The sequence below is a fragment of the Acinetobacter sp. LCT-H3 genome (assembly GCF_001866125.1).
In the GTDB taxonomy this organism is placed as follows: Bacteria; Pseudomonadota; Gammaproteobacteria; order Pseudomonadales; family Moraxellaceae; genus Acinetobacter; species Acinetobacter schindleri.
This window is the reverse complement of record NZ_MODX01000007.1, coordinates 17,758-32,624: the sequence shown is the minus strand read 5'-3', so window position 1 is coordinate 32,624 and position 14,867 is coordinate 17,758. Positions and strand designations below refer to the sequence as shown.

Sequence of the window (14,867 nt, the reverse complement as noted above, 5' to 3'; positions counted from 1 at the left end):
ACCATCTAGTCCGAGGTAATAAATTATGGAAAATTTACAGCATCAGCATGGAGTTACTGAAAGACGTGTCATGTCACGCATCGATGCTGCCTTACGAATTAATTATCAGATTATTTCCGATGATGTAGCCTTAAATGATCCTTACGATGCTAATTTCGTATTGCCCCGCTATTTTCTACTACTTGCTGAGTTAGATCAATTTGATCATGCACTCAACTACGAATTAGAACAATTAGCTGAAAAAGATCAACAAATTGCTCGAATCTTATCCTTATTTAACCAAAAATTAAACCTGATCACCGGGTCTTTATACGATTCAATTGTACAGAGCATGTTACCTGTACCTGAAGACGTGAACTTTTCCGAGTCTGGCTTAAGCTTTTTCAGTAAACATCTCATCAAGGAAGGTACCTATATTCACCTGACCTTAAGCCATCCGGAGAACTTCTTCCATATTGCAGCGACAGCGCAAGTGGTTTATAGCCGTGCCGAAGATAATGGTCAATTCCGCACTGGGGCTTATTTCATTACTCTACATCCACAGGACCGGGCAAAAATTAGCGAATGTGTGAAAGCTTACGAAATTCCATAATCTGACTAAATTATTGATTTTTATGACGGGCCTGAATACTCGCCCGAATTTCTTTCAGGAAATATACAACAAGACCAGACAATAAAATTACGACCCCCACCAAAGCAATGAGGGGCAATTTTTCATTATTTAGTAAAGCGCCTATCATTAGTGCCAACATCGGTGTCAATACATTGGTAAGCGACAAGGTAGTCGGTTTGATCTTCTGCACCAGTTTAAAATAACAGAACATCGCAATCAGCGAAGCCATTATCACGGCATACCCTAATCCAAATAGGCTCTTGGCATGTGGCATGGCAGTGGGCGCATATTGCCAGATAAAAGGCAGCATACCGATAGAGAAGATTACCGACAAGCCAATCGAGCCTGCTGCCTGTGCCATCGGGTCAATTGGCGCATTAATCTTTTTCACCCAATACATGGACATGCAATAAACCAGCACACCAAACAGCGCAATCACAATCCCTACAGGTTGAATATGCTGATCCGCATCCCCCAGACAAATGGTGGAAAGTCCTGTTAAGGCAATTGTCATCCCTAGCCATTGATTGAGAGAAAGATGCATCCCAAACATGAAGCGCCCAATCAGGCCGGAAATCACAGGTGAAAGACCAAACATCAGGGCAATGATACCGGAGCTAAGATAGTCTGTAGACCAATAGGTAAAGGTCTGCGAGCCGATAAAACTGCAGGCCCCTGCCAGATAGCTGTGCAAGGAAACACGATCAAATGGTAACCGGGTTTTAAACAGCCAAAGTAGTCCCAAAGCCAAAGGCAGAGCCAGAAAGAACCGGATTGCCAATGCCCACATTGGATGTAGATCTTCCACACTCCAGACAATTGCCAGTGGTGTGGTGGACCAGATGAAAACCAGTAAGGCATAGGTTACCATCAGGTTACTTTGTTTGGGCATTTGAAAATTTTCTCGTTATTTTGCAGCTGTTTTACGCTTTTGCTTTTGAATGGTTTGATCGAGTGAACTGGAAAACTCGCGTTTATCACGCTCAGAAATTGGTGGCGGTCCGCCAGTTTGTACCCCTGCGCCACGCAGCGTATCCATAAAATCACGTAAATGCAGACGCGCTTTGACATTCGCCGTGGTATAGATTTCACCTCGTGGATGAATGGCAATACCACCTTTTTCAATGACCTGTGCCGCCAGCGGAATATCCTGGGTAATCACGATGTCATGTTCATTCATGCGATCTACAATTTCCTGATCTGCCGCATCGGCACCACTGAGTGCCTGAATCGAGTTAATACGAATTGAAGGAGTGATCCCTACAGGCTGGTTTGCTACAAAAGTCACTTCAAGCTGATAACGGTCTGAAGCGCGAATAATGACATCTTTAAGAATACGGGGTAATGCATCGGCATCTACCCAAAGTTTAAATGGCAACACGCATGGGTCCGGGATAGAAATGAATGTCATCTATTCTAGCAAATGCAGTGCTCATCGTTCCGGTTTTCTTTATACCCTTTTGATATGACCATGTTTGGTACACCCTTTGGACAATTACAACTATGCTGATCTCTAGACTGCGAATAAGAATTGACAAGAATCTGATGGCAATTTAATTTTAAAATTCATCTGATTGACTTGAAAAATCAGAATGACCCTCGATTAACTATAAATAAGCAATCCCAGATCAATTGTGCATATGAAAAATTCAAATAGTCCTGAGATCATCACTATCGATGATCAAAACTTCGGTAGTCATGTTGAACACTGGAATCTCCTTACAGACAATCCAGGTACCGATGTACCGAAGTGGTTAACTCAGGCACTTGATGCCCCGGTCATGCCGATGGGTCTCTGCAAACAAGAATGCGATATGGATGAAAACACCTGGCTGATTCAGGGTCCGAGCAAGGCCACGGTGCAGTTAAGCCAGATCATTGAGGTGGAAAGCAATAAACCCAAAGCTGTGAAAACCGCTTTTCCATGCTTCGACAGTCCTTATAAAGTGAAGGCACAAATTGAACGGATTATCAGCTGCAAGTCCAATACTCAAGCCGTATTACGCCTGAATCTGGGTCTGAACAATATTGTGTATGCGTTTGACAGTCTGTATAGCGTCAATCATACACAATACGATAAAGATCAAAATTATCTGGTGAATCTGAATGCCTGGGCTTATGAACTCGAGCCTGTAGCGGAACATGAACATCTGATTGTCGATGATCCGGCTTCAATCAAGCACCACCGTGCGCTGAATGATATTCTGGCAGCCAACAATGGCATTGCACCAGAAAATCTGCAGGAACAGATTGATGCGTGGGAACCTAAATCTGAAGATGATAAAGCTCCGGTTACTGTAGATTTCTCTAAAATGGTGGCTTACCTCTATGGTGAAACCATTGGTCAGGAAGATGAAGCCTGGTTCCAGGGCAATATTGTCGGTAAGACTTCAATGCAATTTATGGATCAGGAATACACTCTTTATGATGTCACCCTGATTCATGATGAAGGTCGCCCTGCCACCCTGCTCCGTGTTGCTACACGCAATCCAGCACATAAAGACTTTAGTATCGGGCAATATATCCGTGGCAATCTATGGATTCAGGCCAACATTTATAGCAAAGCCTAAAAATTTTATAGTTTAAATTCAAAAACAGGAGATATTCACATCCGTTGAATATCTCCTGTTTTTTTAAATAAAGATTTTCATTAACGATTTTATTGAGCTGATTATTTTATCCCCAGCTTACTCTTCTAAATACACTTTATGAATTCATAAATTAATCACTTATCCACAATTTTAGATTCAAATAAATTCATTTTTTAAAATAACGAATATTATTTATGATATTAGCAATACCTTGTAAACAGTGCTTCTTGCTTTTGCAGGATTAATAGGTAGATTTATTTAATGGATGAAAAAAATAATAACTTTATGCAGTTAAATTAAAAATGTACTTTATTTAACCAATTTTTTATGATAAAAAGGCTCATAACAAATAGTAATTAACGATAAATAGATCGGACAATAATATCTATGAAAATCGTACAGGAAGAAAATTTAAATCAAGTCGGGCATCATCTTCGCTCGAGCTATGACATTGACATAATGTCATGCTTGTTTTTTGCCTTGGGCATGCTGATCTGCGCCTTTCTACTTCATCTTTTCGTGTTTTAATTTTCAGAATCGGAAGATAAAAAAACCCAGCCTGAGCTGGGTTTTTTTGCATGCTGGATTTAAGCATTGCGTTTTGCAAACTCATCCATGAATTTTACCAGTGCCTGAACACCTTCAAGCGGAACCGCATTGTAGATACTTGCACGCATACCACCTACTGAACGGTGACCTGCAAGGTTCAACAGATGATTTTCTTCAGCTTCTTTCAGGAACTGTTTTTCCAGTTCAGGTTTCGCCAAAGTAAATGGCACGTTCATCATTGAACGGTTTTCTTTGGCAATCGGGTTTGCATAGAAATCGCTAGAGTCGATATAACCATACAGTAGTTCAGCTTTTGCGAGGTTAGCTTTATAAATTGCGTCTACACCGCCCTGCTCTAACAACCATTCAAATACCAGACCTGACAGGTACCAGGCATAAGTTGATGGAGTGTTCACCATAGAGCCGTTTTTCGCTTGATCTGCATATTTCAGGATGCTTGGAATTTCCGGTTTCGCTTGATCCAATAGATCTTCACGGATAATGACCAGCGTCAGACCAGCAGGACCAATATTCTTTTGTGCACCGGCATAGATCAGACCAAATTTAGTTACATCGATTGGCGCAGATAAAATGCTTGAAGAGAAATCACATACCAATGGCTTGTCAGTTTCAGGAATATGGGCAAATTGCAGGCCACCAATCGTTTCGTTATCTGCATAGTGCACATAAGCAGCAGCATCTGACAGGTTCCAGGTACTTTGCTCAGTAATCGCTAATTTACCGTCAGCAGTTTTAGTACCTGCTTCAATGACATTGATGTCGCCATAGCGTTTTGCTTCTTTCAGTGCTTTTTCAGACCAGATACCAGTATGGATATAGTCAGCCTTGTTGTTTTTACCTAACAAGTTCAACGGAATTGCAGAGAACTGTAGCGATGCACCACCCTGTAAGAACAATACTTTATAGTTCTCAGGAATGTTCATGAGTTTGCGTAGATCTGCTTCTGCTTTCTCAGCAACTGCGACGTAGTCTGCACTACGGTGACTCATTTCCATGATCGAAAGACCCTTGCCCTGCCAGTCGAGCATTTCAGCTTGAGCTTTTTCAAGAACGGCAGTAGGTAATGCAGCAGGACCAGCACAGAAGTTGTACGCGCGCATGATTTTTCCTTTCAGAGTGAAACACAATAAAATGATGGCATTTAACCATATCTGGGCTTAGCTTGCACAAAATTATTTCAATCCATGAATGAAGATAGAGTCAAAAAATCAATGTAGATTCGAGGGATAAATTTAATTTCTACTGTTAACTTAAAGTTTTCGTTAAATCGTTTATAGCGGCCTGAACAACCAACCAAGAAATACTAGTAGTATCTTTATTAGGATTAAAATTCGATATCATATGTTCATAAGGATGAATTAAATTTCTAAATTCTCTGAGAGAATGGGAGAATCTTTTTACATCAATTTCAATCCAACCTAATGAATGAGCAACATCAATCATTTCACTCAATTTCCATTCTGAAAAAGGTTTAACCTTTCCTTCTCGGGTTTTAGGAGCTGAATATGCTTGATTAGCAAGCTTAATGTTTTTATGAATTACTCCTAAAAGTAATCCTTCCAATAAGCTTCCCATAAGAATTACCGCCGATAAATTAGCATCAGCTTCGATACAACGTTGGATTTCGTCCCATCTATAATCAAGAATTTTTCCTACACCAGGTTCTAAACCTAATACTAGAAAATTGGGTCTAGGGATTGGCTTGAATTCAGGTTCAATCTTCTCACTAAAATTTATTTGTATTTTTTTAAACTTGGGTTCAATTTCTTCCAGATAAATTTCGAAGCCTTCTATATACAAAATTTTGTTAAGAAGTCTTAATGCACTTATTACTTTTGAATGATTTCCACTATATTCTTTTGGAGAAGCCAATCTTTTTAAAACATCAGCTAGCTGACTTTTACTACAACTTACAAGTTGCTCAAATACCCATTTAGCACGTGTTGATCCATCATGATAAACAGGTATACCTACACTATGAAAAAAGAAGTTAGATCTGAACCTTTTCGATAAACCGGATATATTTCTTCATTTGTTCCACATATGAATTCTGCTAAATTTTCTAATGTTTTTTATCCATTTTTTAGAATCAATCTCAATATTTATGTTTATATTTTACACAAAATATATATTTCGATATTAACCACAGAATTTGCTTCTTATATAAATGATTCCTACAAGTCGTGATTACAACACTATTACAACTTTCCTTTTCTCCTAACCTACAAGCACTTGACTTATAATACTCATAAAACTGATTTAATATGATTTTGCATCTCTACTTTATGAATATGAAGAAAAATAAACGATGTGTTTACTGGAGTCTGTCTGTACTTGCATCCATGATGTATGGCGTCTTTACCTATGCACAAACTATCAGCTTTCAGGATGCAGAACGACAACTGCTGCAACGTTCCTATACCAGTCAGGCTTTCCAGAATCTGGAACAGGCTGCAAACCTGGAAGCAGAAGCGGTTAAAGGCATTGGTCTGCCACGGGTTGATCTGAATGTCCGTGCTTATGCCTTTCGTAATGAATTAGACATTCCTTTAGGTGCTGTTAAAAATAACCTTGAGCAGTCACTTACTAATGGCTTAAATAATAAAATTGATGAGTTTAATTTAGACCAGGCTATTGCCGACCCGCTTAAAGAAAGCTTGAAGCAACCTATTCAGGATGGTGTTGGTTTAATTCCAGATTCATCCAATGTTGTACTTAGAGATGAAGTTATTCGCCCTACTATTTCAGTGATGATGCCACTTTATACCGGCGGACTTACCCGTAGTGCCAAAGAAATAGCCAGTATTCAGGCGGGACGCAGTGAATTGAGCAACCAGCAACAGCAGGATACACAACGCCTTGAACTGATTCAGACTTATTTTAATGTGCAACTGCAAAAACAGTTATTGGAAGCCGCACGTTTTAATTCAAATGCCATGCAGCAACATTACCGTAATGCGCTGAAAATGGAACAGCAGGGATTCATCAGTAAGGGTCAGCGTATGCAGTTTGAAGTGGCGCGCAACAATGCTGATCGAACACAACAAAATACTCAGGCGAATCTGAATGCTGCCTTATTCCAGCTGAATAACTTTCTACAGGACAGCCATATTACCGAACTGAGCACACCTTTATTTGTAAATCGTGCAGAACCTCAAAATGTAAATATTCTGCTCAGCAGTTTTAGCCAGAACTCTCCGCTTATTAAAAAAATGAAAATGGATACTGAGCTGGCCAAAGCCAATGTTAAAGCCCAGCAGGCAACAAAAAGACCCAATGTATTTGCCTTTGGTGAATATAGCCTGGATGAAAACCAGAACTGGATTGTCGGCGTTGCAGCACGTTATAACTTATTTTCCGGCATTGATAAAAACAAGAATATTCAGGCTGCCGAACTGAAGCGCCATGCAGCAGAATTGATGACGGCACGTACCCAGCAGGAAATTGAGAGCCTGATTTATAAATCATTTAGTGAGGCGGTCAGCGCCCAGCAAAGTGATCTGTTATTACAACGAAACCTGAAAGCAGCACAAGAAAATCTGCGTATTCAGGAACTGTCTTTTAAGGAAGATGTTGGCACCGCGACTCAGGTAATTGATGCGCAAAATATGTTGAGTGGCCTGAAAGCTGAAATGGCCCTGAATGCCTATAAATACATCATGTCACTTGCCACTTTATTGCAAAGCCATGGCTCAATTACTGAATTTCCAGACTATATGCAACATGCCAATACTCACTATATTCGTTAATGGAGCCAAACATGACTGATGAACAAAAGCCAGAATTTCCTGTTGATGAACCGGCTTCAGAAATGAATCACATCGATTCACCCAAAGAAAGTCCTGCTGAAACTAAACAGGACAAATCTACCAAGAAATACCTGCTGTTAGGTCTAATTCCAGTCATCCTGGTTTTAATTGGCTTTGGCTTGTGGAAAACTTATCAACCTAAAGACATCGAACTGCAAGGTCGGGTTGAGGCTGAAACCGTACAGGTCGCGACCAAAGTTCCAAGCCGGATTGAAAAAATTTATGTGCAGGAAGGTGATGACGTCAAGCAAGGTCAGGTATTAGTTAAGTTGCATAGTCCTGAAATAGAAGCGAAAAAACAGCAGGCATTAGCAAGCTTGCAATCTGCCTTAGCCTTACAATCGACAGCCGAACGCGGATCACAAGAAGAAAATGTCGCTTCACTGTATGCCAACTGGCAGTCTCTCAAAGCACAGGAACAGTTGGCAAAAACCTCTTATCAGCGCGGTGCAAACCTGTTTCAAGAAGGTGTAATTTCCCGTCAACGCCGAGATGAGCTATTTGCTGCCTCACAGTCTGCCTCCCAGATGACTGAAGCTGCTTATCAGCAATATATCCGCGCTAAACGTGGCAGCACCCCAGAACAGAAAATTTCAGCAGATGCACAGGTCGACATTGCCCGTGCAGCAGTCGCTGAAGCCAGTGCCCTGGAAGCAGAGACTGAACTACTGGCGCCTATTGATGGTACAGTATCTAAAACCTATGGCAATCTCTCTGAGCTGGTTGCAACCGCAGTACCTGTGGTCAGTTTGATTTCGGCAGAACGCTGGGTCAGTGTGAATATTCGTGAAGACCAATATGCTTCCCTAGGTGAACAAAAGCAGCTCGAGGGTTTTATTCCGGCACTTAATAAAAACGCAATATTTAAAGTAAAAAGTATTAGTGCTGAGGGTGAATTTGCCACCATTAAAACCACACGTCAGACTGGTGGCTATGATGTTCGCAGCTTCAAAGTCCACCTTGTACCAGCGACTACAATTCCTGAACTGAAAGTTGGCATGAGTGTGCTGTTTAAGCTGCAAGAGTCTTCAAAATAATGTGGGCAGGTATCCGGCGCGAACTGTGCTATTTACTCAGGGAAAAATGGGATCTGGCCTTGGTTGTACTTGCCCCTGCCTGCATTTTGATTTTACTCGGCAGCATGTTTGCTCAAGGCAAGCCCGATCATTTAGCGATTGCGATTATTGATCAGGATCAAAGCCGCCTGAGTACCGAGATTTATAATCATTTATCGCTAAATCATACCCTACAGATATATATCGTTTCTGATCAGACCATTGAAGTAGAAAAACTGCTGAATCAGAATAAAATCTGGGGTTATATCCATATTCCTGCGGGCGCAGAACAACGATTAGTCACAGCCCAGGATGCTGAAATTAGTATTGCCTTTAATCAGAGCTATTTTAGTATTGGCAATACCATTTCTTCGGCTATGTTATTGAGCACGCTTCAGGCAATGGCGGAATTTACTGGCAGGCAGTATCTGGGTAATACCCTACCTTATCTGGAGGTACCGACACCTAATATTAAAATTTCCCCGCTGTATAACCCGCAATTAAATTATGAATTTTATCTGGAACCTTATATGGTTCCGGCAATTTTGCATTTGTTATTGTGCTGCTGTGTAGCATTTGCTGTAGGACAGGAAATCAAGCGTCATACTTTTAATCATTGGATTAATGGACAAAATCTCTGGTCAGCATTACTGTCTAAAAATCTGGTCTATGTCGCAATTTTCTGTTTCTGGACCTGGGTCTGGATGCTGTGGATGGTGGAGTTTCGTGGTTGGTTTATTGCTGGTTCATTATGGCTGATTTTATTGGCACAAGTCCTATTCTATAGTGCCTATGCCTTTATCAGTAGCGCGGTCGTACTGGCAACGCAGGATCTAACCAAATCTTTTGGTTTGCTGGCAGTGTATGGTGGCTCATCGCTCAGCTTCGCCGGTGTCACATTGCCTCTCAATAATGCACCACTGTTTACCCAGCTCTGGGCCAATATTATTCCCTATACACCTTATGCCAAATTACAGACTGAACAATGGGTGATTGGTAGTCCCTTATATCTCTCAGCTCAACCAATATTCATACTGACTACCTATGTGGTGCTTTATGCTGTATTGGCCTATGTATTTTTAAAGAAAATAGTGAAAGGAGTGTCCACATGAAAGCACTCTGGGCCGCTTTCTGTAAAACTTTTAAAGATATTGTTAGCAATACCAGTATTTTTACTACGTTAATCCTATCTGTACTGTTTTACAGCTTTTTCTATCCAATGGCATATAAGGCTGAACACGCAGAAGCCTTACCCATTATTATTGTCGATGAAGAGCAAAGCGACTTAACCAATACTATTATCAGTCATGTTAGCCAAAGCCCGAATGTACAGATCAAGGCAGTTACCGGAAATTTTGCGGAGGCCAAACAGTGGGTGGAGGCTCAAAAGGCTGACGGGATTTTGTTATTACCAGACAACCTTTCACAATCCATTCGACACGGTGAAAATGGCGGGATTGGGCTGTATTTAAGTGCAGCGAATTTCCTGATTACCAAACAGATCGGTTTAGGCCTGGTTGGTTCTGTCGAAAATACCTTAAGTGAATATGCAGAACGCTTTAGCGAAATTTCGCATTTCTCTCCTGCCCTATCGATTCACCAGATTCCACTATTTAATCCACTTTCTGGCTATGGAAGCTATGTATTTCCAGCGGTTGCCCCACTGATTATTCATCAGACGATTTTTCTGGGGCTCAGCATGTTGATTGCGCTGTATCGTGAAAATAAACAGGTGATCAATTTGACGACCTTATGTGGAATCAGTCTGGCAATTTTGACCATTGGCTGTCTGGGGTGCTACTACCTGTTTGGTTTCACCTTCTGGTTGTTTGACTATCCACGTGGCGGGAATTTCTGGGGCATGCTGCTGGCTGTTCCGGTTTTTGTATTCTGCATAATCGGCATCACGACCCTGTTCGCCAGTTTTCTGGATATGCCAGAGCGTGCCGGACATGTTATTGTCTTTACCTCAATTCCCTTATTTATGCTGTCCGGAGTCGCTTGGTCACATGCTGCGATGCCCGTCTGGATGCAAATGTTTGGACAGGCCTTACCTTCCACACAGATCGTACAGATGTTTATTCAACTGAATCAGATGGGCGTACCGACCAGCATGATTTTAGGGAAACTCGCCTATCTGCTGATTGTTGGAATTTTTTGCTTTAGCTTAGGCTATTATCGCCTATGCTTACGCATTAAATAATGCTTGAACCCTGTTAAGCTAAAAGCTTATTCCCCATATACGCGGATATAAAAGTTCTGGATTTTGCTGCTGCCGTTGGGCTTGTCAAAGCTGACATCGTATTGCACCAGATTGTTTGGATAAGCGATTTCATAGCTGACCTTGTATTCACTTGGTTGACCTGATTTTTCAACAAAAGTTTTTACCATCAAGGTCTTAGACTTATACTCACCTTCAGGAATGGAATGCGAAAACTTCTTCATGGTTTTCTGATTTTCCTGAAAATACTGCTGTAATTTCGGATCCAGATAACTTAAAAATTCTTCATACTTACCATCACGCAAGTCATTATAGGCAATTTCTGCTGCCTGGGCTTGGGCTGTACTTGGATCTGCTACCTGTTCGGTAGTGCTACAACCGGCAAGAAGAGCTAGCCCAGCAAGTGACATCAATTTAGTTTTCATCATGGTCATTTCCAGTAAAGTCTGTAAAAAAGGACGCCGAAGCGCCCTTTTTATAAGAATTGAAGACTTAGTCTTCTGCTGTATTTTCGCCATCTTGAGCTGCATCTACAGCCTCAGGAGTTTCAGCCAGATTATCTTCAGAAACTTCTGTTTCTTCCAATACATCCAATTCTTCATCTTCAACGGCTTCAATCGCTTCTACACCAACCAGTTTTTCATCTTCAGCCAGACGGATCAGACGAACACCTTGTGCATTACGGCCAGTTTGTGCCACTTCAGATGCACGGGTACGAACCAAAGTACCGCCATCAGAAATCAGCATCAACTCTTTAGATGCATCAATTGCCACTGCACCCACCAGCTCACCGTTACGTTCAGAGGTCTTGATCGCAATCACGCCCTTACCGCCACGTTTTTTGGTTGGGAAGTCATCTACAGGCGTACGTTTACCATAGCCATTTGCAGAGGCACACAGTACTTCACCCGTTTCAGGCACGACAACCAGAGATACGATACGGCTAATGAAGTTCGCTTCAGTTGCATCTTCATCATCAGATTCAACCTCTGCATCTTCTGCATCTTCAACTTGCGAAGCACCGATGGTCACACGCATACCGCGCACACCTTTGGCTGAACGACCCATTGAACGTACATCAGTTTCTGCAAAGCGAATGGCTTTACCTTCGTTCGAGAACAACATGATTTGCTGTTCACCGTCAGTAATCGCAACACCAATTAAGGTGTCATCGCCATTCAGTTCAATCGCACGCAAACCGTTTGAACGAACATTTGAGAACTGTTCCAGTTCTACTCGTTTAATCGTACCGTACTCGGTCGCCATAAACACATAGAAATTCTTGCGAACGGCTTCAGCTTGCTGAGCAAAATCATTGATGATGTCGTCATCAAGATCAGTGGTTGAAAGCGCTAAGCCCAATTCTTTCAACTGAACACGCAGTGCATCAGAAATGTCATCTGCACCCTCTTCAGATTCAGTAAGTGCAGCTTCTAGTGCAGCAAAGTGACTGTTGATCACTTCGTTGCTTTGTAGCTGAGCAGCATTGGCTTTTACAAATGCTTTAAAGTCTGCCAAACGTTCTTTGAATTTCTTCGGTGCATCAATCACTGGCAAGATTGCAGTAATGGTTTCGTTGTCATCTAGTGGCAGCAAGTTCACCATTGGACGACCTTTGGCACCACGAGAGGCTTGTGGTACTTCGTAGACTTTCAGACGGTAAACCTTACCGACATTGGTGAAGCAAAGCACGGTTGCATGGTTCGAAGTAACCACCATATGCTGGATATAATCGTCTTCTTTCATGCTGGTTGCAGACTTACCACGGCCGCCACGACGCTGAGCCGCGTAGTCAGACAATGGTTGAGTTTTTGCATAACCAGTTTTTGAAACTGTCAGCACCATTTGCTCTTCAGGAATCAAATCTTCACGAGAGAAGTCAATACGTGATTCAACGATATCGGTTTTACGTGCATCGCCATATTGCTGAAGAATCAGTGCAAGCTCTTCACGAATGACATTCATCAATAAATTAAAGTCATTCAAGATGGCCGTATATTCAGCGATTTGCGCAAGAATTTCAGAATATTCAGCTTGCAGCTTATCTTGTTCAAGACCTGTTAAGCGATGGAGACGCAGCTCCATGATCGCGTTCACTTGGGTCGGTGATAAACGATAAATATCACCATCAATACCGAATGGACGATTAGGATCTTCACCTTCAATTTCGTCAGGACGTACAGAAACTGCGCCTGCTTTTTCAAGTAATGCTGCTACACCGCCTGCTGCCCACTCGCCCGCTTGTAGACGCTCACGCGCCTCAGCCGGGTTTGCAGAAGTCTTGATGGTTTCAATAATCTGATCGATATTTGCAAGTGCAACCGTCAAACCTTCCAGGATATGACCACGTTCACGTGCTTTGCGTAACTCAAACATGGTACGGCGTGTCACGACTTCCTGACGATGACGGATAAATGCCGCAATGATGTCTTTCAGGTTCATCAGCTTCGGTTGTCCATTGTCCAGACAAACCATGTTGATGCTGAATGAGTTTTCTAACTGGGTATTCTGGAACAGGTTGTTCACGATTACTTCAGCATTTTCACCACGCTTCAGGTCAATCGCAATACGCATCCCTTCTTTATCAGATTCGTCACGAAGTTCAGAAATCCCTTCGAGTTTTTTCTCTTTTACCAGCTCAGCAATACGCTCAATGGTTCTCGCTTTGTTGACCTGATAAGGAATTTCAGTGAATACAATCGTGCTACGACCAGTTTTGGCATCTTCTTCGATGTGGTATTTACCACGGATATGCAAACGGCCTTTACCGGTACGGTAGGCATCTACAATACCCGATTTACCGTAAATAATACCGCCAGTAGGGAAATCTGGACCCGAAATATGTTCCATCAGCCCTTCAGTGCTGATATTCGGATCATTGGCATAGGCTAAACACGCATTGATGACTTCAGTCATGTTATGCGGTGCCATATTGGTCGCCATACCTACGGCAATACCAGCAACACCATTAATCAACAGGTTAGGAATACGCGTAGGCATGACTTGTGGAATGCGCTCAGAACCGTCGTAGTTGTCTTCCCATTCCACTGTATCTTTTTCAAGATCAGCAAGGAGCTCATGGGTCAGCTTACGCATACGTACTTCGGTATAACGCATTGCCGCTGCACTATCACCATCGACAGAACCGAAGTTACCCTGGCCATCAACCAACTGGTAACGCAAGCTAAAGTCTTGTGCCATACGGACAATCGTTTCATAAACGGCAGAATCACCATGCGGGTGATATTTACCGATCACGTCACCGACTACACGTGCAGATTTTTTATATGCTTTGTTATAGTCATTGCCTAATTCGTGCATTGCGAAAAGCACACGACGATGAACCGGTTTTAAACCATCTCGTACATCTGGCAATGCACGTGACACAATCACGCTCATCGCATAATCGAGATATGAGCTTTTAAGTTCATCCTCAATGGCAATCGGTCTAATTTCCGATACGCTCATGCATACTCCTTATTCTACAGGTCCTGTTTGACCTGTATTTATATGTCGTAAATCCAGCTATAAATTGGTTCAAAAAACGCTGAACCAATATTTAAAATTCAGTCGGACAGTATAGCATAAATCAGGCTAAATTAAGCCGTTTCAGACCCAACTATCCAAAGGATTTTTGGTAGAAATTTTAACCACTTCACAATTTTTAACGCATAAAAAAACCTCTGCACACAGAGGTTCATTCTTAGCTTGAATTATCGCATTTTATACACGGAAATATCTTGTACTGAATCCCCTGTTTCTTTCTTGATCAAGTATACAAAGAAGATTTTCCTGCGTGCAATCCAGCTGCATCAATGGCTAGGTAATTAAATACTGGACGACAATCAATATCACCAGCATGCGTCAGGGTAACAGATCATCAAAGTTCACAGGAAGACGCCGCTAAACCGGCAAGTAAATTAAAATATGAATATTAGTATTACTTTTAAATCTTCTAAAGCTCGCTTAATATCTGCCCTATTAAGCACCAAAAGCAACATATCCAAT

General features: G+C 41.8%; 12 protein-coding genes. 6 read left to right on the top strand and 6 right to left on the bottom strand.

Going from position 1 to position 14,867, the window contains the following annotated elements:
* Positions 1 to 25: 25 nt before the first annotated feature.
* On the top strand, positions 26 to 592 hold the full coding sequence (locus BK820_RS05510) for a PilZ domain-containing protein (protein WP_004815068.1): 567 nt from the start codon (positions 26 to 28) through the stop codon (positions 590 to 592).
* A gap of 10 nt (positions 593 to 602) precedes the next feature.
* Here BK820_RS05510 and BK820_RS05505 read toward each other — a convergent pair whose 3' ends face one another.
* Positions 603 to 1,505, bottom strand: a complete 903-nt coding sequence (locus tag BK820_RS05505; protein WP_071320347.1) for a DMT family transporter — start codon at positions 1,503 to 1,505, stop codon at positions 603 to 605.
* 15 nt (positions 1,506 to 1,520) lie between these two features.
* The gene (locus BK820_RS05500) at positions 1,521 to 2,024 is read right to left on the bottom strand and encodes a YaiI/YqxD family protein (RefSeq protein ID WP_163165409.1); all 504 of its coding nucleotides are present in this window, start codon (positions 2,022 to 2,024) and stop codon (positions 1,521 to 1,523) included.
* Positions 2,025 to 2,253: 229 nt separating this feature from the next.
* Between BK820_RS05500 and BK820_RS05495 the strand changes: the two genes are divergently transcribed.
* Positions 2,254 to 3,183, top strand: a complete 930-nt coding sequence (locus BK820_RS05495) for a hypothetical protein (RefSeq protein ID WP_071320346.1) — start codon at positions 2,254 to 2,256, stop codon at positions 3,181 to 3,183.
* Between the two features lie 608 nt (positions 3,184 to 3,791).
* Here the strand turns inward: BK820_RS05495 and serC are convergent.
* Complete coding sequence (serC, locus tag BK820_RS05490; RefSeq protein WP_008302395.1) at positions 3,792 to 4,874, bottom strand: 3-phosphoserine/phosphohydroxythreonine transaminase; 1,083 nt, start codon at positions 4,872 to 4,874, stop codon at positions 3,792 to 3,794.
* A gap of 145 nt (positions 4,875 to 5,019) precedes the next feature.
* Complete coding sequence (locus BK820_RS05485) at positions 5,020 to 5,646, bottom strand: hypothetical protein (RefSeq protein WP_228145418.1); 627 nt, start codon at positions 5,644 to 5,646, stop codon at positions 5,020 to 5,022.
* Between the two features lie 413 nt (positions 5,647 to 6,059).
* Here BK820_RS05485 and BK820_RS05480 point away from each other — a divergent pair, with 413 nt between their 5' ends.
* From BK820_RS05480 to BK820_RS05465, 4 genes are read left to right on the top strand one after another with little or no spacing between them, the layout of a single operon-like run.
* Complete coding sequence (locus BK820_RS05480) at positions 6,060 to 7,523, top strand: TolC family protein (protein ID WP_071320392.1); 1,464 nt, start codon at positions 6,060 to 6,062, stop codon at positions 7,521 to 7,523.
* 11 nt (positions 7,524 to 7,534) lie between these two features.
* Positions 7,535 to 8,620: an HlyD family secretion protein gene (locus tag BK820_RS05475; protein WP_071320345.1), complete on the top strand. Its 1,086-nt coding sequence runs from the start codon at positions 7,535 to 7,537 to the stop codon at positions 8,618 to 8,620.
* On the top strand, positions 8,620 to 9,750 hold the full coding sequence (locus BK820_RS05470; RefSeq protein WP_071320344.1) for an ABC transporter permease: 1,131 nt from the start codon (positions 8,620 to 8,622) through the stop codon (positions 9,748 to 9,750). The genes BK820_RS05475 and BK820_RS05470 overlap by 1 nt, the downstream gene beginning before the upstream one ends.
* A complete protein-coding gene (locus BK820_RS05465) occupies positions 9,747 to 10,841 on the top strand; it encodes an ABC transporter permease (protein ID WP_071320343.1) in 1,095 nt (364 codons plus the stop codon). Before BK820_RS05470 ends, BK820_RS05465 begins: the two co-directional genes overlap by 4 nt.
* A 26-nt stretch (positions 10,842 to 10,867) precedes the next feature.
* On the opposite strand, the gene BK820_RS05460 is transcribed toward BK820_RS05465, so the two are convergent.
* Together BK820_RS05460 and gyrA are read right to left on the bottom strand one after the other, a co-directional pair.
* On the bottom strand, positions 10,868 to 11,284 hold the full coding sequence (locus BK820_RS05460) for a DUF4878 domain-containing protein (protein WP_008302383.1): 417 nt from the start codon (positions 11,282 to 11,284) through the stop codon (positions 10,868 to 10,870).
* A gap of 67 nt (positions 11,285 to 11,351) precedes the next feature.
* The gene (gene gyrA / locus BK820_RS05455) at positions 11,352 to 14,327 is read right to left on the bottom strand and encodes a DNA gyrase subunit A (protein ID WP_071320342.1); all 2,976 of its coding nucleotides are present in this window, start codon (positions 14,325 to 14,327) and stop codon (positions 11,352 to 11,354) included.
* Between the last annotated feature and the right edge of the window lie 540 nt (positions 14,328 to 14,867).